Source organism: Streptomyces sp. CNZ287, assembly GCF_007827615.1.
In genome coordinates, this window is sequence record NZ_VISV01000016.1 from 88,450 (window position 1) to 112,376 (window position 23,927).

Here is a 23,927-nt window from a genome sequence, read left to right on the forward strand (position 1 = left end):
GGCCCGGGGAGGCCGCCCGTCCACCTCCACCCGCTCACGAGCGGCGACCTCCCGCGCCTCCGACAACCCCCGCATCAAGCCGAGACGAGCGGCCGGTTCTGCCACTCGGCCATGCCGTCCATCACGCTGTCGGTGATCGTGGTGATGGTCGGCTTCGACACGCCCGCGCCGTAGACCTCGGCCAGGTGGCGGAGATCTCGCCGTGCGTGAGGCCCTTGGCGGACAGCGACAGCACCCTCTCGTCCACCCCGGTCGGCCGCCTCTGCCGCTTCTTCACGATCTGCGGCTCCAGGCTGCCCTCGACGTCCCGCGGGACGCTGATCTCGACCGGGCCGACGTCGGCGGTCACCGTCTTCGAGCGGCGGCCGTTGCGGGAGTTGCCGCCGTCCCGGCCGGCCGCCTCGTGCTTCCCGTAGCCCAGGTGGTCGGTCATCTCGCCATCGAGAGCGGACCCGACGACCCGCTTGGTCAGCTGCGGCAGCAGCCCGCCCTCGCCGGTCAGATGCAGCCCTCGGCCCGGACCCGGTCGACCAGCATCCCGACCAGCCGATCGTCCACGACCGGCACCCCAGCAGCCCCCGGCTCCGGCGGCTTCACGTTCTCAACCTCAGGTACAGCATCCGACATTCGGTGTCACTCCGTGATCCAGTCCACCGTCTGTCGTACACGCCCGCGATCGAGGCGACGGGAGTGCTGGGCCGCGATAAGGCTGGCGCGGGCTTCGGCGATACGAGAGGCGTCACGCTCCTGCGCCCGTGCGGCCCCGCCTGTCACACGAGGTGCCGCCTGCCATGCCCGGTCACGCAGGTCCGCCGCCTCCTGCCCGGCCCGTCCCATGCCCCCGGCCGCGGCGGCGACCGCCTCGCCCGTCGCCGCCCCGCCGCGGAACGGACTGCCTCGGCAGGACCCCGGCCGCCGCCGGCGGCTCGGGCTCCCCGCAGCCGCTCCCGGGCCCTCGCTCCTCCCGCGGCTCCCGCTCGGCCGGCGCGAGCTGCTGGGCGGAGACGAACGCCGCTGGCTCCCACGCCGTGTTCTCCGCACGCCGCCGCCCCTCCTCCCGTGTCGCGGCCGGCGGGGCACTGCTCGTGCTCCCCGGCCGCGAAGGCGCTCTCGAATGGTAATGCGCACGTACCCTAGCCACGGTCTTGACACGGAGTTAGGATCCCCTGGTCGACTCGCGATTCCGCGACTCCGCTCGTTCACCTGAATCCCGCTCCGGTCCGGAGGCATTGGATGGATCCGCTGAACTCGCTGTGCGCAGAGACCGATGAAATCCGCCGGGACCTCGGCGACCGTGCCTCATTCCGGGATCCGGAGATGCTGGCCCGACTCGCCCGCCGCATCGAGGAAATGCCGGGACTGTGCCGGGAACCCGCGGTCCGTGCCTTTCTGGACGACATACGTGACTTCATCCCGGGTCGGCGGCTCTCAGCCGTCAAGGAACACATCAACACGAGGCGGGACAACCGGCTGTTCTCCCTGTTCGACGCCTCGTACTTCCCCTCGCTGCGGTTAGAGTTCCTGGCGTACGAAACCCTGCCCACGAATCCGCACATGGCCGATCGGTATGCCAGTAATACGATGCCGGTGAACATCGTGGCCCGCTCCGCGGGATTCGGCAGCCGGCCGGTGGTGGCACTGTTCCCGGAGAATCACATCGACGGGGTGCAGGAGCCGGACGACCAGATCTTCTACTTCATCGACAAGTTCGTTGAGCGGCATCGCCGAATTACCCGCCGCATGCTGGGACCGGTCCTTGCGGAAGGGAGTCTGCCACTTGTGCAGAAAGCCACGGACACGGAGATAGAGCTGGCCTCGTCCTGGTGGGTGCGACTGCACGAATACCACCACAGGCAGGGCGATATGCCCATCCCGGAGTTCCTCCCGGCGAAAAAGTCGAAGCCGCTGGCCGGGCTGGAGGAGCTGCGCGTCGACGTGTCCGGCATGCTGGCGCTCCTCGGCGACGCCGCGCTGCCGGCGGAGCCGGCGCGGTTGACGTACGAGTACATCCTCGCCGAACGGCTGCTGCGCTACGCGGTCGAGGGCATACCCCGCCCCAACTACGACGCCGTCGCCTCGCAGCTTCTCTTCTCCTATCTCACGGAGCACGGCGGGCTGCGGCTTCGGGGCGGCCTGATCCACCTCGACCGGGACCTCCCCCGGGTACTGGCCGGGTTCCTCGGCGAGATCGAGGCGATCGAGCGCAGGATCCACCAGGAGCCGGTGGCCGCGGTGAAGAAGCGGCTGCTGGAGTTCACCCACGCCTACACGGACTACGACGCCGAGGCCGGCGACTACCGGCACATCCCGTACTTCGCGGCGGTCAAGGCATCGCTGGGCGTGTAGGGCACGGCCCGGACCGGCCCGGCCGCCGCGCGTCACCGCGCGGCGGCCGAAGGAACGGCGCGACCCGCACGGAACGGAAAACAGGAGCACACCCCGACGGACACCCTGGAGTGCATGTGACTGCTGCAGCGGAACTGCCCGCGGTCGACCGGAACCGGCTCGACGACCGGGTGGAGGAGCAGATCGACAAGGCGCAACTGCGCCGGACGGACAACCCGTTCTTCGCCGCCGCGCGCGACGCCGGCTCCGTCACCCCGGAGGCCGGGCTCGACATCGCCGTGTGGTGGCGGGCGATGACCAAGGGCTTCATGTTCACCACGCTGGCCGGGCTGGGGGTGATCGCCCGTTCCTTCGCGGCGGACCGCGACCCGTCCCGTACGCTCCTGGGCGCCCTCCAGACCGTCTACCGCGTCATCGGCGACGACCTGGACAACGCCGCCCCCGAGTTCAGCTCGGTCGCGCCCCGCGGGCCGGCCGGCATCCACTACGTCTGGTGGGACGACACCATCACCGCGCCCCTCGCCGCACGCGTGGACGAGTCGGCGCGCGCCCGGGCGCAGGAGCTGCCGGGCCCGGTGGCGGAGCTGCTCGCGAACATGGACCGGCTCGCCGACTCCCCGCACGGCGCCGCCGTGCAGTTGCGCGTCGTGGAGACCATCGCGCTCGACATCGCGGTGGCGTTCCGGCGGATGTACGGGAAGGTGACGGCGGGCGGCGAGAAGGTCTTCACCGAGAAGGAGCAGTTCACCTGGATCGACGCCCACATCAAGGCGGAGACGGTGCACGCCGCGCAGGTCAGCGATGACGAGACCGGCATGACCACGCTGGTCACGGACGACGCGGAGGCGGCGGAGTTCCTGCGGCTGGTCGAGGAGTACGCCGGCAGCTTCTCACGCGCGCTGCAGTGCTTCGCCCGGCGCCTGGCCGAGCCCGCAGCGGCCGGCGCGTAGCCCGGACATGGAGCTGCGGGACCACTACGGCCTGGCGCTCGCCGTGATCGAGCCGGCGGAGCTGGACCGCCGGCCCTGGGCACAGGTCCGGGAGCGGATCGACGTGGTCCGGCTGCCGGAGCCGCCTCCGGGGCTGGCCGGTGAGCTGGCCGCGCGCGGCTTCGTGGTCAAGCCGTCCGCGGTGACGTGGCTGGCGGAGCTGGGTGTGGACGAGGCGGCGTTCCTGGGCAGGCTGGAGCGGGCCGACCGGCAGTCGATCCGCAGGGCGCAGCGCCGCGCCGCCGCGGCGGGGCTGCGGGAGGTGGTGGCCGACCCCATCACTCCGGAGCTGCTGGACAGCTTCCTCGTCCTGTACGCGGCGCGCGTGGCGCGGATGCGCTTCGGCGTGCCGTTCGCCCTGGACTACCGGGACACGGTCCTGAACGGCCCGGACAAGTTCTTCGGCGTCTTCGCCGTCGCCGCGGACGGCGTCGGCGGCGAGGGCGTGAACGGCACCGACGTGGTCGGCGGCGTGCTGGTGCTGGAACGGCCGGACATCCGGACCGCGGTGCTGCGGTTCTCCGCGGTCAGCGCGGGGTGGCGGCGCCGCAGCCTGCCGCGGGCGCTGTACACCGCGGCGCTGCGCATCGCCCGGGAGAAGGGGTACGAGTACGCCACGCTCGGCGACGAGCCGAACCTGTCGGGGCACCTCACCAAGCCGGGCCTGTTCGTGTTCAAGGCCGGGCTGGGCTTCCGGCCGGTGCCCGCACAGGACTTCACCGACCCGGCGGTTACGGACGAGGCCGACTTGGTGCTTCGGCTCGGCGCACTCAGCGACCCGACGCTGATGCTCGGCTATCCGGTGTCCGCGCCGGGCGGCGAGCACACCGGCGCGGGCGGCACGGACGGCGGGAGCAGCCCTCCGGCCGCCGCCGGCGGTCCGCGGCAGCTCGCGGTCAACCTCGTCTGCGAGTCCCCGGTGAACTCCGCGCTGTACGCGGCTCCGTCGCTGGCGCCGACCGTGCTGCGCCGACCCGGCGGTTGACGGAGAGCCCGGCGGCGGTGCCCGCTCAGCCCGCCGCCATGCTCCGCTCCACCCAGTCGAACACGCCGCCGAGCACCTGCCGGTGCTGTTCCCTGCCGAGCAGCGACAGAAAGCCCGGCACCGCGTTGACCTCAAGGATGACGTAGCCGTCGGAGGTCGGCAGGACGTCGAGTCCGGCGAGTGTGAGGCCCATGGCGCGGGTCGCCGCCACCGACAGCTCGATCAGCTCGTCGGGGGCGTCGAAGCGCTCGAAGCTGGAGCCCTCCAGCGTCTTGCAGCGCCAGGACCCGGCCGCCGGCAGCTTCAGCATGTTGATCGGGGCGACCTCCCCGGCAACGGTGATCCGGTACTCACCGCCCTCGGTGGGGTAGTACGGCTGGCACACCAGCGTGCGGTGACGGGAGAGGAGTTCCTCGGCGAGTGCCTTGCCGGCGGCGTAGTCGGCGATCCGCTCGACATCCTGCCCGCGGTAGCCGAACGACGGCTTGATGATCACCGGGCCCCATTCGGCGCACGCCGCCTCGACCTCGGCGGTGGTGGTCACCGACCGCAGCGGCGGCACGGGCAGCCCGGCCGCCGCCAGCCGCTGCGCCATCTGGAACTTGCTGTACCCGGTCAGCCACGCCTCCGCGGGGTCGAACATGCGCGGGCCCGGGGTGTCGCTGAGCATCGTCAGCCGCTCGACCCGGTCCTGCCAGTCGTCGCCGTACAGCTTGGCCCGGTTCAGGATCGCGTCGAAGGCCGCCGCGGGCTCCCCGCGCAGCGACAGCTCCACGTCGCCGCCGGACCCGGTGCGGTACGCGATCTCCTCCAGCGTGAAGAACGACATCTCGTGCCCGCGTTCACGCCCGTACTCCACGAGGCTCGGGCCGTCGGGATCGATACCGGTGTAGTCCCAGCCCAGCAAGCCGATCTTCACGGTGCTCCCCTCGGGTGCGTGGCCGCGCGGCCCTCCGCCTTCCCGTGCCGGAGCCTCCCGGCAGGACGAACTCCCTGTCAAGGCCGTTGGCAGCACAAGAATTTGGCCACACAAGTGGTCTACCGCTCGGCCGCACCGTCCCGTTAGCATCAGCCGCCGTATTCGTGCTCGCGTACGAGGGGGGATTGCTGCCGTGGGCATGTGGGGAACGCTCGTCAGGCCAGGCCGGAAAGAGGCCGACGCGTACCGCACGGCGGGCTGGTGGCGGGACGAGACCTTCCTCGACGACCTTGAGGCGGCGGCCCGTTCACGCCCAGCTCACCCCGCGATCATCGCGTACGAGGGTCGTGATCACGCCAGGACGCTCACCTACGCCGAGCTTGCGGACGTCGTCGAGCGGTTCGCGGCGGCGCTCGCGGCGCTCGGCGTCGGACGCGGCGACGTCGTCGCGCTGTACATGCCGAACCGGTGGCAGCTCACCCCGCTCTTCCTGGCGTGCCACCGGATCGGCGCCGTCACCTCACCGGTGATCCCCGCGCTCGACGTGCGCGAGTTGGCGTACGTGCTCACGGAGAGCGGCGCGAAGGTCTGCGTCACGGTGGACCGGATAGGCGAGACCGACTACGGCGCCCGGCTGGCCGAGGCCGCGCCGAAGACGCTGGCGCACCGGGTGGTGATCGGCGACGCCGCCGCGTCCGGTGCGCTGGACTTCGAGGGGTTCTTCGTACGGACCGACCACCCGCCGGTGGCATCGGCCGCCCCGCTCGGACCGGACGACCCGTCACTGCTGCTCTACACCTCCGGCACCACCGGCCGGATGAAGGGCGTGGTGCACAGCCAGAACACCCTGCACGCCGCGGTGCTCGCGGTCTCCCGGCCGCACCGGCTGACCGCCGGCGACATCATCTCGATCCCGGCCTTCGCCACGCACATGGCCGGGTTGACCTACGCCTGCTACATGCCGCTGCTGCTGCACGCCACCTGCGTCACGCAGTCCGACCACCTCGACGTGGAGCTCTTCCTCGACCTGCTCGCCGAGCACCGCATCACGTGGGCGTACGCCGCGCCGGCGCGGCTGGTCGACATGCTGGAGATCCAGCGCGCTCAGCCGCGGGACACCTCCGCCGTGGTGCAGGTCGTCTCCGGCTCGGCGCCCATTCAGCCGCGGCTGATCTCGGAGATGCGGAAGGTCTTCGACCTGCCCGTGCGCGCGCTGTGGGGCATGACCGAGAACGGCGCGGTCACCGTGACCCGGGACGGCGACCCGGAAGGCTGGGCGGCGCACAGCGACGGCCGGGCGGAGCCGTCGATGGAGGTGCGCATCGACGCCGGGCCGGGCAAGCCGGAGCCGGCCGTGGGCCGGCTGCTGGTCCGCGGCGCCTCGCAGTGCCTGGGCTATCTGGGCCAGCGCGAGGTGTACGAAGCGTGCCTGGACGCCGACGGCTGGTTCGACACCGGCGACCTGGCGCGCCACGACGGCCGCGGCGGTATCCGCATCACCGGCCGCCGGGTGGACCAGATCAACCGCGCCAACGGCCAGAAGATCGCCACACTGGAGGTCGAGTCCGTCCTCACCCGGCACCCGAACATCAGGGAGGTCGCACTCGTCGGCTACCCCGATCCTCAGCTGCCCACCGCGGAGCTGGTGTGCGCGGTCGTGGTGGCGGACGGCGAACCGCCGACGCTGGAGTCGGTGCACGCGCACCTTGCGGCCGAGAAGATGGCCCGGGTGCTGTGGCCGGACCGGGTGCAGTTCGTCTGGGAGCTGCCGAAGAACTCGCTGGGCAAGGTGCTGCGCCATCCGCTGCGCGAGCGCCTCGAGATCGAGTACGCCGCCCGCCGATGACGGCCTCGCCGGGCTCCCCGCCCCCCTGGGGGTCCTCCCCCCCGGCGGGCTCCGCGGAGCCCGGCGGCGTCCCCGCGTCCCACGCGGCGCGCAGGCGGCGCTCGGTCGCGCTCCTGGTGATCTCCACGGCGCAGTTGATGTTCCTGCTCGACGCGACCATCGTCAACGTCGCGCTGCCCAGCATGCAGCGCTCGCTCGATCTGTCGGGCTCCGACCTGGAGTGGGTCGTCGCGTCGTACTCGATCGCCTTCGGCGGGCTGCTGATGCTGGGCGGCCGGTGCGGCGACATCCTGGGCAGGCGGCAGGTGTTCACCGCCGGCATCGCGCTGTTCACCGTCGCCTCGCTGCTCGGCGGCATGGCCTGGGAGCCGTGGCTGCTGGTGGTGTGCAGGACGGCGCAGGGCGTGGGCGCGGCGGCGGCGTCGCCGGCCGCGCTCTCGCTGATCGCGGTGACGTTCCCCGAGGGGCCGGAGCGCAATCGGGCGGTGGGCTGGTACACGGCGGTGGCCACGGCGGGCGGCGGCGTCGGCATCATGGCCGGCGGGCTGATCACGTCGTATCTCTCCTGGCGCTGGGTGCTGTTCGTCAACGTCCCGATCGGGGTGGCGATCCTCGCCGTGGGCCGGCGGGTGCTGAAGGAGACGGAGCGGCGGCGCGGCGCGTTCGACGCGGTGGGCGCCGTCACCGGGACGCTGGCGGCGCTGCTGCTGGTCTACGGGCTGATCGACGGCGCCGCGGACGGCGGCAACTGGAGCTCTCCCGCGGTCGTCGGCGCGCTGGTGCTCGCGGCGGTGCTGCTGCCGGTCTTCGTGCTGGTGGAGAAGCGGAGCAAGCAGCCGCTGGTGCCGCTGCGGCTGTTCGCGGGCCGCACCAGGCCGGGTACGTACGCGGTGTTCGCGCTCACCAGCACCGCGATGTTCGGCATCTTCTTCTTCCTCACGCTCTTCCTGCAGCGGGTGTGGGACTACTCGCCACTGAAGACGGCGTTCGTGTACATCCCGCTGACCGGCCTGCTGGTGCTGGGCGCCAAGGTCAGCTCGCGCCTCGTGGCGGTGGCCGGCACGAGGCCGCTGGTGTGCGGCGGGCTGCTGGTCGCGACGGTCGGCATGCTGTGGCTGTCGCGGATCGGCGACTCCGCCGGGTACACCACCGGGATGCTGGTTCCCACGGTGCTGACGTACGCGGGTCTCGGTGTGGTCAGCGTGCCGCTGACGATCGCCGCGCTCGCCGACGTACCGGACGAGGACTCGGGCGCCGCCTCCGGCCTGTTCAACATGTCCCGGCAGATCGGCGGCGCCACCGGCCTGGCCGTGCTCGGCACGGTGGTGTGGGCGACGGTCGAGGCGCAGGACCACGCGGACGCGGAGGCCGCGCTGTCCGAGGGCGTCGGCCGCGGGTTCCTCGTGGCGGCGGGCGTCACGGCGCTCGCCCTGCTTCTCGCGCTGCTGACCGTGCCGGGGAGGGCCGAGCCGGGAGCCCCGGCGGACGTGCGCACCGCGGCGGGCGGTACGGACGGGCCGAAGACGACGGACGGGCCGGCGGCCGGAACCGCCGGTCCGGCCGAGCCGGCGGCTCCCGGTGCCGCGGGTCCGGCGGAGCCGGGAAGGGCGGGTGACGGTGGCTGACGTCCTTGTCATCGGGGGAGGCATCGCGGGTGCCGCGGCGGGATGGTTCCTCGCCAGGCAGCGCGGCGGCAGCCGGGTGACCCTGCTGGAGGCGGAGCGCGCACCGGGGATGCACGCGACCGGGCGCTCCGCGGCGCTGTTCAGCGAGTACTTCGGCAACGCGACGGTGCGGGCGCTCACCGGGCACAGCCGGGCCTTCTACGCGGCGCCGCCCGCGGGCTTCGCCGCCGGCGCGCTGCTCACGCCGCGCGGCGTGCTCGCCCTCGGCACCCCGGAGACCGCCGCCGCCTTCGAGGCGGCGAAGGCCGCGGGGGCCGGCGCGCCGCGGCCCGCGGTGGAGCTGACCGCCGCGGCGGCGCTGGCGCTCTGCCCCCTGCTCCGCCCCGGCGCCTTCGACCGGGCGCTGCACAAACCCGGCGCCTGCGACATCGACGTGGGCGCCGCGCACCAGGGCTTCCTGCGCGGGCTGCGTGCCGCCGGCGGCACGGTGGTGACCGGTGCACGGGTCACAGGGCTCTGCCGCCGCGGGGGCCGGTGGCACGCCGCCACCTCCGCCGGCGGTTTCTCCGCGCCGCTCGTCGTCAACGCCGCCGGCGCGTGGGCGGACGACGTTGCGCACCTGGCCGGCGTGGCGCCGGCCGGGCTCGTCGCGTACCGCCGCACCGCCGCCCTTGCGCCGGTACCCGACGGCCACGACGTCACCGGCTGGCCGATGGTCACCGACGTCGCCGACACCTTCTACGCCCGCCCCGAGCCCGGCGGCCTGCTGCTCTCCCCTGCCGACGCGACGCCGATGGTGCCGGGTCGAGCACGGCACGACGATACCGACGTGGCGCTGGCCATCGCGCGGTTCGAGGCGATGGTCGCACTCCCGCTGCGGCACGTCACGCACGCCTGGGCGGGGCTGCGCACCGCCGCGCCCGACGACACCCCCGTGATCGGGCCCGACCCGGACGCGCCGGGGTTCTGCTGGCTCGCCGGACTCGGCGGCTACGGCATCCAGACAGCCCCCGCGGCCGGCGCGCTGCTCGCCGCCCTCGCCGCGGGGGACGCACCACCCACCGCACTGCGCTCGCTCGCCACAGACGTCACCCCTGTCCACACCCGCACGGCACCTCTCTGACCTCAACCCCCTTCCGGGAGAGAGAGTTCGCTGGACATGTCGGATACGATCTGGCACCTCGCCGGTGGCCGGGCCGACCACGGCCCGTACCGTCCGGTGACCGCCCTCATCGAACAGCAGCGTGCCCGCACGCCGGACCGCCCCGCCGTCACCTACCGCGGCACGACCGAGACCACGCTCACCTACGCGGAGTTCGACGCGCTCGCCAATGGCCTGGCCGCCGAACTGGCCGAGGCGGGCGTGCGCGCCGGAGACGTCGTGCCCGTCGTCCTCGGCAACAGTCTCGAACTGCCGCTGTGCATGGTGGCCCTGATGAAGCTCGGCGCCGCCTTCACGCTCTGCGACCCCGCCTGGCCCGAGGAGCGGCTGCGCGCCGTGCTCGTGCACCCCGCCCCGCGGCTGGTGCTCACCGCGACCGCCGCCGTCGTGGAGCACGGCGCGCACGTGGTCGCCGCGCACCGCATCCGTCCGCGTGGGCGCGGGCCCGACGTGCCGGCGCCGGGCGCGGACGCGGTGGCGTACGGGGTGTTCACCTCGGGCAGCACCGGTCCGCCGAAGTGCGCGCTGAACCTGCACCGCGGGCTCGCCAACCGGCTGCGCTTCATGACCCGCTGGTTCGCCGCCACCGGCGACGAGGTCGTCCTGCAGAACAGCCGGCACACCTTCGACTCGGCGATCTGGCAGTTGCTGTGGCCGCTGACGACCGGCGGTCGCACGATCGTCCCAGAGCAGGGCGAGTTCCTCGACCTGGAGCGGACGGTGGAGATCATCCACCGCTACCGCGTCACCGTCACGGACTTCGTGCCCGCGATCCTCGGCATGCTGCTGGCCCTGCTGGAGGCCGAGCCCGCGGCGGTGGCGAAGGTGGCGTCGCTGCGTCACCTCGTCGTGGGCGGCGAGGAGATCATCCCGCACGCCGTGCACCGGCTGCGCGACCTGGTTCCGGGCCTTGAGATCACCAACGGCTACGGCCCGTCCGAGACCGCGATCGGCATGGTCTTCCACCGCATCGCCGGCGACGAGGGCGACCGCATCCCGCTCGGCCGCCCCATCGACAACTGCTACGCGGTCGTCGCCGACGACACGCTCACACCGCTGCCCGCCGGCCGCACCGGGGAGATCCTCGTCGGCGGTGATTGCGTGGGCGCCGGCTACCTCGGCGACCCGGAGCGGACCGGGCAGGTCTTCGTGCCGAACCCGTACCCGCAGATCCCCGGCCCGCGGCTGTACCGCACCGGCGACCTCGGCTGGTTCGACGAGGCGGGCCTGCTGCGCTTCACCGGCCGCCGCGACCGGCAGGCGAAGGTGGACGGGGTGCGCATCGAGCTGGCCGAGGTCGAGACGGCGGCCGAGGGCTGCGCCGGAGTGATCCAGGCCAAGGCGCTGACCGTGCGGCGGGGCGGCCGCAACAAGCTGGTGGTGGCTGCCGCCGCCGAGGAGGGCACCGCGCCGGCGGCGCTCCGCGCGCACCTGACGTCGGTGCTGCCGCGCATCCACCTGCCGCAGCACTGCATCGTCGTGGAGTCGCTCCCGCTGACCGACAACGGGAAGGTCGACCTGGAGGCGCTTCGCCGGATCGTGGCGGAGAAGCTGGAGGCCGGCGTCCGATCCGCCGCCCGCGACGACGATTCGCCGGCGGAGCGCGTCGCGGACATCGTGCGCGGCGTCCTCGGGCTGCCGGACTTCGGCGTGGACGACGACTTCCTCGCCCGCGGCGGCGACTCGCTGAGCGCGCTCGGCGCCACCATCGCCGTGCGCGACGCGCTCGGCGTGCCGGTGACCGTCTCCGACCTCTACACCCACCGCACCCCCGCCGCGCTCGTCGTCGCCGTCCTGCGCCGTCCTGCGCGGGACGGCGACGACGGCGCGCAGGAGGAGTCGGCGCTGATGGAGCGCGACGCGCTGCCGCCGGCGGACCTGGCGCACGCGGCGGCCCGCGCCGCCGGTGCCGCCGCGGTGCTGCCGCCGCGTACGGTGCTGGTCACCGGGGCCACCGGCTTCGTCGGCTCCCGGGCGGTGCACCGGTTGCTCGACGGCACGCAAGCCCGGGTGGTGTGCCTGGTGCGCGCCCGCGACGACGCTCAGGCCAGGAGCCGGATGGTGGCCGCGCTCCGCGCCCAGGGGCTGTGGGAGGAGTCGCTGGGGCAGCGGCTGGACGCCCGCGCCGGCGACCTCGCCCTGCCCCGCTTCGGCTGGCCCGAGCGGCGGTGGGAACGGTACGCGGCGGAGTGCGACGCGGTGCTGCACGCCGGCGCGCTGGTCAATTTTCTGCTCGGCTACCGGGACCACCGCGCCGCCAACGTCACGGGGACCGCCCACGCGCTGCGCTTCGCGCTCGCCGGCCGGCCGAAGCCGCTGCACCACGTGTCCACCCTGGGGGCGCTGGACCGGCATGCGCTGCACGCCGGCGCACCGCTCGGCGAGGACACCGACCCACGGCGGGTGACGGTCCCGGCCAGCGGCTACAGCCGCTCCAAGCTGGTGGCGGAGAAGATGCTGATGCGGGCGCGCGAACTGGGCGCGCCGGTCACGATCTACCGGCTCGGCGAGATCATGCCGGCCGCGGACAACGGCGTGCCCAACCCGCGGGCGCTCACCCACCTGTTACTGTCCGCCTTCCACGAGGCCGGGGTACGGCCCGCGGTGCCGATGCGCACCGACTACACGCCGGTCGACGAGACGGCCGCCCGGCTCGCGGCGGGGCTGGCCGAGGGGCCGACCGGTGCGGACTACCACGTCTTCCGCACGGAGAGCGTCGACCTGGGGACCGTCGGCCTGGCCCCGGCCGGCGAAGCGGACGCGGCGGACGGCGGAGCGCGCCCGCTGCCGCCGCGGGAGTTCATGGCCACGCTCGCCGCGGCGGCCGAGGCCGACGAGCGGTCGGCCTCCGCCCTGCTGCACGCCGTGCTGACCTCCCTCCCGGCCACCGGGGCGGACGGAGTACCGGACTTCGCCGGGCTGTTCGTCGACAACCCGCGGCTGTTCACCAGGGCCGGGTGCGCGGCGCTGGACGAGCGCCACGGGCTGCGTGACGGCCCACTCGACAAGGCGTTCGCCGCCTACCGCGCCACGCTCACCGGCTGACCGCGAGAGCGGCCCGGCCGGCGTGGCGGCCGGGCCGGAGGTACCACAGGCAACCCGACGGAACCGAACGGAACAGCGACGGAAGGGAACTCGTGCAGAATCGGACCATGGGCCGGCTCGGCTGGCAGGTCAGCGAAATCGGCTACGGAATGTGGGGCATCGGCGGCGGCCCCGGCGGCTTCACCGGCTGGGACTACGACGTCGCGCCCGACTGCCTGGACCTGGCGGTGGAGCTGGGCTGCACCTTCTTCGACACCGCCTGGGTCTACGGCAGGGGAGTCAGCGAGCAGTTGCTCGCGGCGCTGCTGAAGCGCCACCCCGAGCGGCGGCTCTACACCGCGACGAAGGTGCCGCCGCGCAACCGCGAGTGGCCGCCCGGAAAGGACGACACGCTCGACGACGTCTTCCCGCCCGACCACGTGCGCGAGTACGTGCACCGCAGCCTGGAGAACCTCGGCACCGACAGCATCGACCTGCTGCAGTTCCACGTGTGGGAGGACAGGTGGGCCGGCGACGAACGCTGGCAGCGGGTCGTCGCCGACCTCAAGGCGGAGGGTGTGATCGAGGGCTTCGGCATCAGCGTCAACCGCTGGGAGCCGGAGAACTGCATGCGGGCACTCGACACCGGCCTCATCGACGTCGTCCAGGTGATCTACAACATCTTCGACCAGGCGCCGGAGGACGAGCTGTTCGAACGCGCGCAGCGCGACGGCATCGGCATCATCGCCCGCGTCCCGTTCGACGAGGGCGGGCTGACCGGCACGCTCACCCGCCAGACCTCGTTCCCCGAAGACGACTGGCGCGCGGTCTACTTCGGCCCGGACAACCTCGGCCCCACCGTCGACCGGGCGGAGGCGCTGAAGAAGGTGCTCCCCGAGGGGATGACGCTGCCCGAACTCGCGCTGCGCTTCATCCTCCACCACCCGGCCGTGAGCACGGTCATTCCCGGCATGCGCAAACCCGCTCACGTGCGCGCCAACGTCGCGGTCTCCGACGCCCCGCCGCTCGACGCCGGGCTGCTGGCCGAGCTGCGCCGGCACCGGTGGGACCGGCGGCCCACGGCCTGGTCGATGTGAGCGGGGGCGACGGCGCGGGGGCGCGGGCGGGCGTCATCGCCCTGTGGGCGCACCCGCGCTCGGTGTCGACGGCGTTCCTGCGCATGATGGCCGAGCGCGGCGACGTCACCGTGGTGCATGAGCCGCTGGTGCTGCTCACAGATCACGGCGAGGTGGCGCTGCCGGGCACCGGCGGCGGCACGACGACCGTGCGGTCGTACGCGGAGCTGCTCGCGCACCTGGCCGAACTGGGCGCGGCGGGCCCGGTGTTCTTCAAGGACACCCTGGAGTACCGCTACGACCACCTCTTCGCGCACCCCGGGTCGATCGCCGGCTTCCGGCACACGTTCATCGTCCGCGAGCCCGCGGCGACCATTGCCTCGCACCACGCCGTCAAGCCGGAGTTCGCCTGCCGCGAGGTCGGCTACGAGCACCAGTGGGCGCTGTTCGAGCTGGCGTGGAAGACCACCGGCGTCCGGCCCGTGGTCGTCGCCGCGGAGCGGCTGCTCGCCGACCCGGCCGGCACGGTCGCCGCGTACTGCGCGGCGGTCGGCCTGCCCTTCCTGCCCGCCGCACTGACCTGGGCCCCGGGCGAGCTGCCCCAGTGGCGGCAGAACCGGCGCTGGCACCTGGACGCCAGCGCCAGCTCCGGCTTCACCGCCCCGCGCTCCCGGCACCGGGTCGCCGTCGAGGACGACCCGCGGCTGCGCGCGTACTACGACCACCATCTCCCCTACTACCAGCGGCTCGTCGAACACGCCCTCTGAAACCCCGGCACAGGAGGAGAGACATGCCCGCGACGGAGATCCGCACCGCCACCCCCGGTGAGCAGTTCGCCCACGCCTTCCGCACCGACCCGGCGTCGGCGGAGGTCCGCTTCGACTTCACGCTCAGCGACGCCTTCCAGCCGACCGCGGACCGCCCCCGGCTGACCGTGCGCAACCTCTTCCGCAAACAGCGCGTCGACACCGGCGCGCTCGTTTCCTGGTTCGAGTCGCGGCCCGGCGGGTCCGCGCCCCGCACGGCGGGCGAGCGGCTACGGGAGGCGGACTTCCGCTTCGCCACGGCGGCATACGGCGTCGCGCCCATCGCCGGCTGGGTGCAGATACCCGACCGGCTCGCGGACGAGCCGGAGGCGCTGGCGTCGTTCGTCGACCGCCGCCTGATGGTGCGGCTCGGCACCGCGGAGAACCGCGCGCTCACCGTCGACCTGCTGCGCCACCCCGACCTGGCGCCGCTGCCGTACTCCGGCTCGTACGCGCAGGGGGTGCTGGCCGCCTTCGACGAGATCGAGCAGACCGGCGGCACCGGGCACGCAATGATCGTCAACCCCCGGGACTACTACGGCGAGCTGGTCGGCTCCGGCAGCCTGCTGACCGACCTGGCCCGGGAGAAGGTCATGATCTGCCGCAACCGGCACGTGGCGCCCGGCCACGCGATCGTCGGTGACTTCGCGATGGCGGCGCGGCTGCTGGAGGCCGGCCACTCCTTGATCAAGGTGGCGGAGCCGCCGCCCGGGACCTTCGCGGCGCCCGGCACCGCCGTGTGCGCCGAGGTCTACGAGGGCGTGGCCCTGCAGTTGCCGACGCACTTCTACCACGTGGTCCCGGGCGGGGCACATGACTGAACAGCGGTGGCCACGACGCACCTTCGCCGGCCTGATCGCCGCGCTGCTCTGCACGTTCACCGCCGTCGGCATGGTGATCCCGATCATCCCCAAGCTGGTCACCGCCGAGCTGGACGGCTCGGCGTTCGAGGTGGGCGTCACCTTCACCGTCTCCGGCGTGGTGGCTCTGCTGGTGCGCCCGTACGCGGGGCAGCTCGCGCAGCGCACCGGCTGCCGCCGGGTGATGCTGTGCGGCGCGGTGCTCATCGTGGCCACCGCCGGCCTGTACGCGCTGCCGTTCGGCCTGCCCGGCCTGTACGCGGCGCGGGTGCTGCTGGGCGTCGGCGAGGCGATGCTCTTCATGGCCGGGTCGCTGTGGACGGTGTCGCTGGCCCCGCAGGACCGGCGGGCGCAGATCGTCGGCTTCTACGGGCTGGCCATGTGGAGCGGCTTCGCCCTCGGCCCCGTGCTCGGCGAGCTGGTGCACCGGGCGGGGTCGTTCGGCGCGGTGTGGGCCACGGCCGCGGCGCTGCCGGCCGTCGCGTTCTGCGTGATCTTCGCGCTCACCGACCGGGTGGAGCGGGGCGCCGCGGTCTCCCGCAAGCTGCTGCCGCGCTCGGCCGTGCTGCCGGGGGTGTCGCTGGCGTGCGGCTCCTTCGGCTACGCGATGGTGGCGGGCTTCGCGGCGCTGGCGATGACGCACCGCGGCGTGGCCCACGGGTCCGTCGTCGTCAGCGCGTTCGGCGTCGCGTACGTGACGGTGCGGGTAGTGGCGGGCCGGATCCCCGACCGGGTCGGCGCACTGCCGGTGGTGGTGTTCTCCGCGTCGGTAGAGGCGCTGGGCATGGTGCTGATCGCGTTCGCGTCCGACCTGTGGCTGGCGGCGCTCGGCGCACTGATCGCCGGCGGCGGCTTCACGCTGCTCTATCCCGCGCTCGCGCTCATCACCATCGACGCCGCGCCCGAGTCCGAACGCGGCGCCGCGCTGGGCGCCGTGACGTCGTTCTTCGACGTGGCCATCGGCCTGTCCGGGCTGATCGGCGGCGTACTCGCGGAGGTCAGCTACACGCTGACGTTCCTGATCGCGGCCGGTGCCGTGCTGGGCTCGCTGTACGCGGGCACGGCCGCGGCCCGGGCCGCCGCGGCCCGGGACCCGGCGGCGGCCTGAGCCGCCGGGCCCCGGCCCGCAGCGATCCGCAAGCGCCGCGCTACCGGGGCCAGCCGGCAGACGGGGCGTCGGAGCCCTCGCCCTCGTACCGCTCCGCGCAGCGCTTCTTCACCTCGCGCTCCACCAGCTTCCGGGCCGCGGCGTCGCCGTTGTTCCGCCGCTCCTCCCTGGCCTGCTCGACGACATCGAGCAGGATCGTGTTCTGCCCGTCGGACAGGCCCTTCTGCTGGTAGTCCGACTGGCTGCCGCCGCCGGGTTTGAGCTGGTCGTGGGCCCAGTAGGTGATCAGCCGCACGCATACGGCCTCGTGGGAGGTCGCGCTCGGGGCCGGGGCGGCGGACGAGGAGGACGGCTCCTCACCCCGGTCGCTCCGGTCGGCGGCGTCGTCCGAGCCACCGCACGCGGTCAGCGCGGCGGCGAGCAGCGCGGCCGGCACGAGTAACGATCGTGTTCGCGTCATCGCCATGACCATGACCGTGACCGTACGCGAACGAGGCCGCCGTCGGCAGTGCAAAAGCCCGTCCGGGTGCATCCGACCGAACGGCTCCGCCCGCGACGCCACCGCCGCCTTCCCGACGACCGGGTCACCGCCGGCCCGCGGGCCGGCCCTGCGGGGCTCGCGGTGAGGGCAACGAAGCGGTCGGCGGCGGTGGCCCCGGCGGCGCGGATGCCGTCCTCGCCCGGCGGAGCCTCGCCGAGCCGCACGCGGATCTGCAGATGGCGCACCACGAGGCCGTAGAAGAGCTGGAAGGCATCACCGGGTCGTCGTTGCGCAGATGCCCGTCGTCGGCGAGCCGGAGGAGGCAGTCGGCGACCAGCGGGCCGGTGGTCTGCCCGCTGTGGCGCAGCAGGAGGGCCGCCGGCTCGGGTGAGGTCATGGCCGCCCGGTTCAGCGCGACGGAGACATCGCCGACGAGGAGCGCCGGCAGGTCGCGCTCGACGGTGAGGAGGGAGTCCGAGGGCATCTCGTGCCTGCAGAAGCCGGCCCGCCGGGCGCCGCGAATACAGTCACCACCTGCGCGGACTTCCGCATCCGCGCCGCCGCGTTCTTCCACCGGCACGGCGTAGACCGGATCGGGCGGATTCCGACTGACAACGCCTGGGCCACTGCAAGGGCCTGGCCTGGAAGAACGTTCCTGGCCAGCCTCAGCGCAACCGGGACACTCGTCCGCCCCTGCCGGCCAGAGACCAACGGCAAGGTCGAAGGCTTCAGACCGCACCTGGCCAGCGTGGGCAACCGCGAGCTGTTCCGCACCTGCGCGCGCCTCAGTCCGCGCGAGGGGATGACGAGGACGCCGTGGCCCAGGCCACCAGCGTCATCCCTGAGCGTGCTGGCGCATCGAGCAGCTACCGGGCAGACCGATGAACTGAATCAGCGCCTGACCTGGCATGCCGAGCGCAAACGCCCGCAGTTGCTGGAGTTCAGACCTTGATGACGGTGGCGCGCGTGCCGCAGAGGGGGATGAGGTCCTCGGTATCGGAGGTGAGGACTGTGACAGGAGCGGGAGCGGCGAGTGCGGTGGCGCTGAGCATGGCGTCGATGGCGTGCTTGTGGCCGTGCAGTCCGGCGTCGGCCAGGAGGGCGGTGGCGTGGCGGGCGATCGGCTCGGTGACCGGCTCGACGACGAGCCGGGACAGCGTCCATTCCAGGGCCGGGCGGTTGATGCGGGGGTGGATCACTTCGACGAGGGTGGCTGCGGAGGTGATGACGCGGAGGTCGTCGGCGCGTGCGAGGGCCAGCCAGGTGGTGACGGCGCGGTCGCGCAGGACGGCCTTGGCGAGGCCCTCGCTGTCGAGGACGAGGGTGCCGCCGGGCACGGCGGGAGAGCGGGTCACGCAGCGTCCGCTCCGTTGCTCGTCTGCTGCTGGCGGGCCTGGTGGAGCTGGTCGCGCAGGGCCTGGATCTCTTCGTCGGTGATGGGGCCGTGCTCGGCCTCGGCGACGGTGATGAGTTCGTTGAGGTTGTCGCGCTCGATCTGGCGGGCGACGGCTGCGGCTACGTAGGCGGACAGGCCGGAGTGGCCGCTGCGGGAACGGGCGGCTTCCGCGATGTCACGCGGCATGGTGATCGAGTACTTGCCGGTAGGCTCACTCATGCTACCTATCCTACCAAGGGTCCTCTCGGCGAGGTGGCGAAGTCTCTGACGTGGCATCTGCATGTGAGGTTTGAGCGTTTACCTGACCCGGAGGGCAGTGGACGCCATGAGGAGCCCCAAGCGCGAGGTGACGGCGCGCTGGCTGCGAAAGCGCTAAACGGGCCACGCCCAGGGCGCCGAAGCGCGACGCGAGCACGTGGGGAAGAGGGCTTCGGACGACGCTTCCGAGGCGCAGGGCCCGGTACATCTGGGCGGTGGGAAAGGCGGCCCGCCGGCCAGCTCGGAGCGCTGGGGCAGCGAACTCTCAGGGCGTTTGAGGCCGTTGCAGTTTTAGCATGCACAAGAAAGGCTCTGACCGGCGTTTCCGCTGGTCAGAGCCTTGATTTCCGGTGCCCCCGGCAGGATTCGAACCTGCGCACACGGCTCCGGAGGCCGTTGCTCTATCCCCTGAGCTACGGGGGCGTGTCCGCCGCGTGGTGGTGCGGTGACGGGTAGAACCCTACCAGCTTCGCGGGGGTGGTCGGTACGGGGTTTTGGGGGTGGGGGGCGGGGTGTGTGTGCAGGTCAGGGGCGGAAGTGTCCAAAAGCCGGACGTAGGGGGGCGGGCGCGCCTACTCTTTCCCGTGTGCCTGGCTTGTCCGGTCGGGTCCTTGTCGTCGATGACAACAAGGTGATCCGGCAGTTGATCAGGGTCAATCTCGAACTTGAAGGTTTCGAGGTCGTGACCGCGGCCGATGGTGCCGAGTGTCTGGAAGCCGTCCATCGGGTGCGTCCCGATGTGGTAACGCTCGACATCGTCATGCCCCGGCTCGACGGGCTGCGGACCGCGGCCCGGTTGCGGGCCGATCCGCGGACGCGGGGGCTGCCGATAGCGGTGGTCAGCGGGTGCAGTGAGCTGGAGGCCGAGGCGGGGCGGGCGGCCGGGGTGGATGCGTTCGTGGCCAAGCCCTTCGAGCCGGTCGATCTCGTACGGGTCGTGCGGCGGCTCGCCGCGCGGCGGGCCTCGCAGCGGGTCGGCGGGGGCGTCGCCGGGGATGCCGCCGATGACGCGGAGCCCGCCGGGTCTCCGGTGTGCTGAGCCGGGGACGAGTCCGGTAAAAGGGTTCGCCTCCCCACCCCGTCCCTCTCGTACGCTGGTCCCGTGGACCCCGCAGAGCTCACCGGCACCGTCCTGCGTACGGTGCGATCCGCCGCGGTGGGTGAGTTCGGCGCACCCGTGCCGGCGCGCGTCGTCGTGGAGCGGCCGCGGCCCGGGGGGTCCGGGGACTACGCCACCAACGCCGCCCTCCAGCTCGCCCACGCCGCCGGCCGCGACCCCCTCGACGTCGCCGCCCTGCTGCGCGACCGGCTCGCCGTCCAGCCCGGCATCGCCGCCGTGACCGTCACCGGGCCCGGGTTCCTCAACATCACCCTTCTGCATGAAGGCGATCCCGTCGAGGACGCCCTCGCCGCGGGTGAATCCTTCGGGCACGGCGACTGCCTCCGCGGGCGCTCCTTCCGCCTCGTCGCCGACGAGCATCCCCGTGCCCTCGTCCTCGCCGACTCCCTCCGGCGGCTCCTCCTCGCCGCCGGTGCGTCCCTCGGCGAGCAGGGGGATCTCGTACGGGTGACGGGTGTCGCGGCCCCGACCGGAGCCGGAATCGGAGCCGGGGCCGGTCGCGGTCTCGGAGAGCTCCCCCCCGACGTGCTGCGGTGGGCCTTCCTGCGTGCACCCGCCCGGCAGCGGCCCCGTCTCGCGCCCGAGCTGCTCCTCCGCCGCGAGGCCAACCCCCTCTTCCGTATCCAGTACGCCCACTCCCGCACCGCCGCCCTCGCCCGCGCCGCCGCCCAGCTCCGGATCGACACCCGCGTCGGCACCCGCGCCGACGGACCACCCGCCGTGCCCCCCGCCGCCCCCGTACGGCACACTCGCTCCGACGGCGTCCTCCTCGCCGCCATCGGCGAGCTCCCCGCCGTCGTGGAGACCGCCGCCCGCCGCCGCGCGCCCGACCGGCTCGCCCGGCACCTCGACGTCCTGGCCGGCGCCTTCCTCGGCGCCGAGGCGGCCCACCCCGCCCTGCCCAGCGGCGACGAGGAGCCCACCGCCGTGCACCGGGCCCGGCTGCGCCGGGCCGCCGCCGCAGGCGTCGCCCTGCGCAACGGGCTCGCCCTGCTCGGGATCCGGGCCCCCCGGCACCTCTGAGCCACAGCCACCGCCCAGCCACCCGACAGCCACCTGCGAACACCCCGCACCACCGAAGGAGTACCCCGCCGTGAGCCGATCCGCCCACCCCGCCGGCCCCCGGCACGGCGACGTGCTGCCCGAAGGGCACTACGCCGCACCGCCCGCCGACCTCAACGACCTCGACTCCCGCGTCTGGGCCCGTACCGTCGCCCGCGGCGCCGACGGCGTGGTCACCGTCGGCGGGCTGCCCGTGACCCGGCTCGCCGAGGAGTTCGGCACCCCCGCCTACTTCCTCGACGAGGAAGACTTCCGCGCCCGCTGCCGCGCCTGGACCGACGCCTTCGAGGACGCCGACGTCTTCTACGCCGGCAAGGCGTTCCTCTCCCGCGCCGTCGTCCGCTGGCTGCGCGAGGAAGGGCTGAACCTCGACGTGTGCTCCGGCGGCGAGCTGGCGACCGCGCTGGCCGCCGGGATGCCCGCCGAGCGGATCGCGATGCACGGCAACAACAAGAGCCGCGCCGAGATCGAGCGGGCCGTCGGGGCCGGCGTCGGGCGGATCGTGCTCGACTCGTTCCAGGAGATCGTCCGCGTCGCGCACATCGCCGAGCGGCTCGGGAAGCGCCAGCGGGTGCAGATCCGGGTGACGGTCGGCGTCGAGGCGCACACGCACGAGTTCATCGCCACCGCCCACGAGGACCAGAAGTTCGGCCTCGCGCTCGCCGAAGGACAGGCGGCCGAGGCGGTGCGGCGGGTGCTGAAGCTCGACTCCCTGGAACTGGTCGGCATCCACAGCCACATCGGCTCGCAGATCTTCGACATGGCCGGCTTCGAGGTCTCCGCCCGCCGCGTCGTCGGGCTGCTCACCGAGATCCGCGACGAGCACGGGGTGGAGCTGCCCGAGATCGACCTCGGCGGCGGCCTCGGCATCGCGTACACGCCCGAGGACGACCCGCGCGAGCCGCACGAGATCGCCAAGGCCCTGCGCGACATCGTCTCCCGCGAGTGCACCGCCGCCGGTCTCGCCGTGCCCCGGCTCTCCGTCGAGCCGGGGCGCGCGATCGTCGGCCCCACGGCGTTCACGCTGTACGAGGTCGGTACGGTCAAGGAGCTGGCGGGGCTGCGCACGTACGTGAGCGTGGACGGCGGCATGTCGGACAACATCCGCACCGCGCTCTACGACGCGGAGTACTCGGTGGCGCTGGCCTCCCGCGCGTCCACCGCGGAGCCGATGCTCGCCCGCGTCGTCGGCAAGCACTGCGAGTCCGGCGACATCGTCGTACGCGACGCCTACCTCCCGGCGGACCTCGCGGCCGGCGACCTGCTCGCGGTGCCCGCCACCGGGGCGTACTGCCGCGCCATGGCGAGCAACTACAACCACGTGCTGCGCCCGCCCGTGGTGGCCGTGGCGGACGGCGCGGCGCGGGAGATCGTGCGCCGCGAAACGGAGGAGGACCTGCTGCGGCTCGACGTGGGCTGAGCGGCAGCGCGGTCATATCTCCCGCATATCTCAGGACTTAAACGGTACGTCTCGCCATCCGGACAGGGCCTCGCAATCGCCCCCCGCTGCGTGAGACTGGAACCGGCCCCCATCGGTGCACGTGAGGAACGAGGAACGAGGTCGTATGAGCGAGAGGCGTCCGCTGAAGGTGGCGCTCCTGGGCTGCGGGTCCGTCGGCTCCGAGGTCGCGCGCATCATGACGGCGAACGCCGCCGACCTCGCCGCCCGGATCGGCGCCCCGGTCGAGCTGGCGGGCGTCGCGGTGCGGCGCGCGGGGGTGGCGCGGCCGGGGATCCCGGACGAGCTGGTCACCACGGACGCCACGGCGCTGGTCAAACGCGGCGACATCGACATCGTCATCGAACTGATCGGCGGCCTGGAGCCGGCCCGTACGCTCATCACCACCGCCTTCGAGCACGGCGCCAGCGTCGTCACGGGCAACAAGGCGCTCCTCGCCGAGGACGGCCCCAGCCTGCACGCCGCCGCCGCCCGGCAGGGCGTCGACCTCTACTACGAGGCCGCCGTCGCCGGCGCCATCCCCCTGGTCCGCCCGCTGCGCGAGTCGCTCGCCGGCGACAAGGTCAACCGCGTGCTCGGCATCCTCAACGGCACCACCAACTTCATCCTCGACCGCATGGACACCTCCGGCGCCGGCTACGCCGAGGCGCTGGAGGAGGCCACCGCGCTCGGCTACGCCGAGGCCGACCCCACCGCCGACGTCGAGGGCTACGACGCCGCCGCCAAGGCCGCGATCCTCGCCGGCATCGCCTTCCACACCCGGGTCCGCCTCGACGACGTGCACCGCCAGGGAATCACCGAGATCACCGCCGCCGACATGGCGTCCGCGACCCGCATGGGCTGTACGGTCAAGCTGCTCGCCATCTGCGAGCGCACGCCCGACGGCACGTCCGTCACCGCGCGGGTGCACCCTGCGATGATCCCCAGGACCCACCCGCTGGCCTCCGTGCGCGAGGCGTACAACGCCGTCTTCGTCGAGGCCAGCGCCGCCGGGCAGCTCATGTTCTACGGTCCGGGCGCCGGCGGCGCGCCGACCGCGAGCGCCGTGCTCGGCGACCTGGTCGCGGTCGGCCGGCACCGGCTGAGCGGCGGCAGCGGTCCCGGCGAGAGCGCGTACGCGCAACTGCCGGTGGCGCCGCCCGACGGCGTCGTGACGCGGTACCACATCAGCCTGGACGTGGCCGACCGGGCGGGCGTGCTCGCGCACGTGGCCGCGGTCTTCGCCGAGCACGACGTGTCCATCGACACGGTCAGGCAGCAGGGCAAGGACGGCGAGGCGTCGCTCGTGGTGGTCACGCACCGGGCGACGGACGCCGCGCTGGCCGCGACGGTCGAGGCGCTCCGGCGGCTGGAGACCGTCCGCGGCGTGGCGAGCACCATGCGGGTCGAAGGGGAGTGACGTAAG

General features: G+C 73.3%; 21 protein-coding genes, 1 tRNA gene and 1 pseudogene. 16 read left to right on the top strand and 7 right to left on the bottom strand.

Annotated elements, in window-relative coordinates; genetic code table 11:
- Positions 1-86: 86 nt before the first annotated feature.
- Positions 87-547, bottom strand: a pseudogene (locus FB457_RS25670) (transposase); the annotation flags it as partial.
- A gap of 686 nt (positions 548-1,233) precedes the next feature.
- On the opposite strand from FB457_RS25670, the gene FB457_RS25675 reads away from it, so the two are divergent.
- From FB457_RS25675 to FB457_RS25685, 3 genes are all read left to right on the top strand, one after another.
- A complete protein-coding gene (locus tag FB457_RS25675) occupies positions 1,234-2,346 on the top strand; it encodes a DUF6421 family protein (RefSeq protein ID WP_047018124.1) in 1,113 nt (370 codons plus the stop codon).
- Positions 2,347-2,462: 116 nt separating this feature from the next.
- A complete protein-coding gene (locus FB457_RS25680; protein WP_047018125.1) occupies positions 2,463-3,296 on the top strand; it encodes a DUF6202 family protein in 834 nt (277 codons plus the stop codon).
- Between the two features lie 7 nt (positions 3,297-3,303).
- Entirely contained in the window at positions 3,304-4,320 is a 1,017-nt protein-coding gene (locus tag FB457_RS25685; RefSeq protein WP_052770469.1) for a GNAT family N-acetyltransferase, read from the top strand.
- Between the two features lie 25 nt (positions 4,321-4,345).
- Here FB457_RS25685 and FB457_RS25690 read toward each other — a convergent pair whose 3' ends face one another.
- On the bottom strand, positions 4,346-5,239 hold the full coding sequence (locus FB457_RS25690; protein ID WP_047018126.1) for an ATP-grasp domain-containing protein: 894 nt from the start codon (positions 5,237-5,239) through the stop codon (positions 4,346-4,348).
- 199 nt (positions 5,240-5,438) lie between these two features.
- Here FB457_RS25690 and FB457_RS25695 point away from each other — a divergent pair, with 199 nt between their 5' ends.
- From FB457_RS25695 to FB457_RS25730, 8 genes are all read left to right on the top strand, one after another.
- The gene (locus tag FB457_RS25695) at positions 5,439-7,085 is read left to right on the top strand and encodes an AMP-binding protein (RefSeq protein WP_047020390.1); all 1,647 of its coding nucleotides are present in this window, start codon (positions 5,439-5,441) and stop codon (positions 7,083-7,085) included.
- On the top strand, positions 7,082-8,710 hold the full coding sequence (locus FB457_RS25700; RefSeq protein WP_052770472.1) for an MFS transporter: 1,629 nt from the start codon (positions 7,082-7,084) through the stop codon (positions 8,708-8,710). The genes FB457_RS25695 and FB457_RS25700 overlap by 4 nt, the downstream gene beginning before the upstream one ends.
- Entirely contained in the window at positions 8,703-9,833 is a 1,131-nt protein-coding gene (locus tag FB457_RS25705; protein ID WP_216725723.1) for an NAD(P)/FAD-dependent oxidoreductase, read from the top strand. The genes FB457_RS25700 and FB457_RS25705 overlap by 8 nt, the downstream gene beginning before the upstream one ends.
- 36 nt (positions 9,834-9,869) lie before the next feature.
- Positions 9,870-12,917 (top strand): non-ribosomal peptide synthetase, encoded by a 3,048-nt coding sequence (locus tag FB457_RS25710; RefSeq protein WP_052770473.1) that lies wholly within the window; start codon positions 9,870-9,872, stop codon positions 12,915-12,917.
- 92 nt (positions 12,918-13,009) lie between these two features.
- On the top strand, positions 13,010-13,993 hold the full coding sequence (locus tag FB457_RS25715) for an aldo/keto reductase (RefSeq protein WP_047018128.1): 984 nt from the start codon (positions 13,010-13,012) through the stop codon (positions 13,991-13,993).
- Positions 13,990-14,739, top strand: a complete 750-nt coding sequence (locus FB457_RS25720) for a sulfotransferase-like domain-containing protein (protein WP_047020393.1) — start codon at positions 13,990-13,992, stop codon at positions 14,737-14,739. Before FB457_RS25715 ends, FB457_RS25720 begins: the two co-directional genes overlap by 4 nt.
- A gap of 23 nt (positions 14,740-14,762) precedes the next feature.
- The gene (locus FB457_RS25725) at positions 14,763-15,599 is read left to right on the top strand and encodes a family 3 encapsulin nanocompartment shell protein (protein ID WP_145783460.1); all 837 of its coding nucleotides are present in this window, start codon (positions 14,763-14,765) and stop codon (positions 15,597-15,599) included.
- A complete protein-coding gene (locus FB457_RS25730) occupies positions 15,592-16,746 on the top strand; it encodes an MFS transporter (RefSeq protein ID WP_047018129.1) in 1,155 nt (384 codons plus the stop codon). The genes FB457_RS25725 and FB457_RS25730 overlap by 8 nt, the downstream gene beginning before the upstream one ends.
- Before the next feature lie 40 nt (positions 16,747-16,786).
- Here the strand turns inward: FB457_RS25730 and FB457_RS25735 are convergent, their stop codons facing one another.
- Together FB457_RS25735 and FB457_RS25740 are read right to left on the bottom strand one after the other, a co-directional pair.
- Entirely contained in the window at positions 16,787-17,206 is a 420-nt protein-coding gene (locus FB457_RS25735) for a hypothetical protein (protein WP_253911430.1), read from the bottom strand.
- Positions 17,207-17,330: 124 nt separating this feature from the next.
- Positions 17,331-17,711, bottom strand: coding sequence for a hypothetical protein (locus tag FB457_RS25740; RefSeq protein ID WP_145783461.1), 381 nt, complete (start codon positions 17,709-17,711; stop codon positions 17,331-17,333).
- A 3-nt stretch (positions 17,712-17,714) separates the two neighbouring features.
- Between FB457_RS25740 and FB457_RS25745 the strand changes: the two genes are divergently transcribed.
- Positions 17,715-18,179 (top strand): transposase family protein, encoded by a 465-nt coding sequence (locus FB457_RS25745; protein WP_145783462.1) that lies wholly within the window; start codon positions 17,715-17,717, stop codon positions 18,177-18,179.
- Here FB457_RS25745 and FB457_RS25750 read toward each other — a convergent pair.
- The 3 genes from FB457_RS25750 to FB457_RS25760 all read right to left on the bottom strand — a co-directional run bounded on the left by FB457_RS25750 (position 18,169) and on the right by FB457_RS25760 (position 19,304).
- Positions 18,169-18,582 (bottom strand): PIN domain-containing protein, encoded by a 414-nt coding sequence (locus tag FB457_RS25750; RefSeq protein ID WP_145783463.1) that lies wholly within the window; start codon positions 18,580-18,582, stop codon positions 18,169-18,171. The genes FB457_RS25745 and FB457_RS25750 overlap by 11 nt on opposite strands.
- Complete coding sequence (locus FB457_RS25755; RefSeq protein ID WP_145783464.1) at positions 18,579-18,842, bottom strand: CopG family transcriptional regulator; 264 nt, start codon at positions 18,840-18,842, stop codon at positions 18,579-18,581. The genes FB457_RS25750 and FB457_RS25755 overlap by 4 nt, the downstream gene beginning before the upstream one ends.
- A gap of 390 nt (positions 18,843-19,232) precedes the next feature.
- Positions 19,233-19,304, bottom strand: a tRNA-Arg gene (locus FB457_RS25760).
- A gap of 163 nt (positions 19,305-19,467) precedes the next feature.
- Here FB457_RS25760 and FB457_RS25765 point away from each other — a divergent pair.
- The 4 genes from FB457_RS25765 to FB457_RS25780 all read left to right on the top strand — a co-directional run bounded on the left by FB457_RS25765 (position 19,468) and on the right by FB457_RS25780 (position 23,921).
- The gene (locus FB457_RS25765; RefSeq protein WP_047018133.1) at positions 19,468-19,920 is read left to right on the top strand and encodes a response regulator; all 453 of its coding nucleotides are present in this window, start codon (positions 19,468-19,470) and stop codon (positions 19,918-19,920) included.
- 63 nt (positions 19,921-19,983) lie between these two features.
- Complete coding sequence (locus FB457_RS25770; RefSeq protein ID WP_145783466.1) at positions 19,984-21,024, top strand: DALR anticodon-binding domain-containing protein; 1,041 nt, start codon at positions 19,984-19,986, stop codon at positions 21,022-21,024.
- Between the two features lie 70 nt (positions 21,025-21,094).
- Complete coding sequence (lysA, locus tag FB457_RS25775) at positions 21,095-22,483, top strand: diaminopimelate decarboxylase (RefSeq protein WP_047018135.1); 1,389 nt, start codon at positions 21,095-21,097, stop codon at positions 22,481-22,483.
- A gap of 145 nt (positions 22,484-22,628) precedes the next feature.
- Complete coding sequence (locus tag FB457_RS25780) at positions 22,629-23,921, top strand: homoserine dehydrogenase (RefSeq protein ID WP_047018136.1); 1,293 nt, start codon at positions 22,629-22,631, stop codon at positions 23,919-23,921.
- The last annotated feature ends 6 nt before the right edge of the window (positions 23,922-23,927 follow it).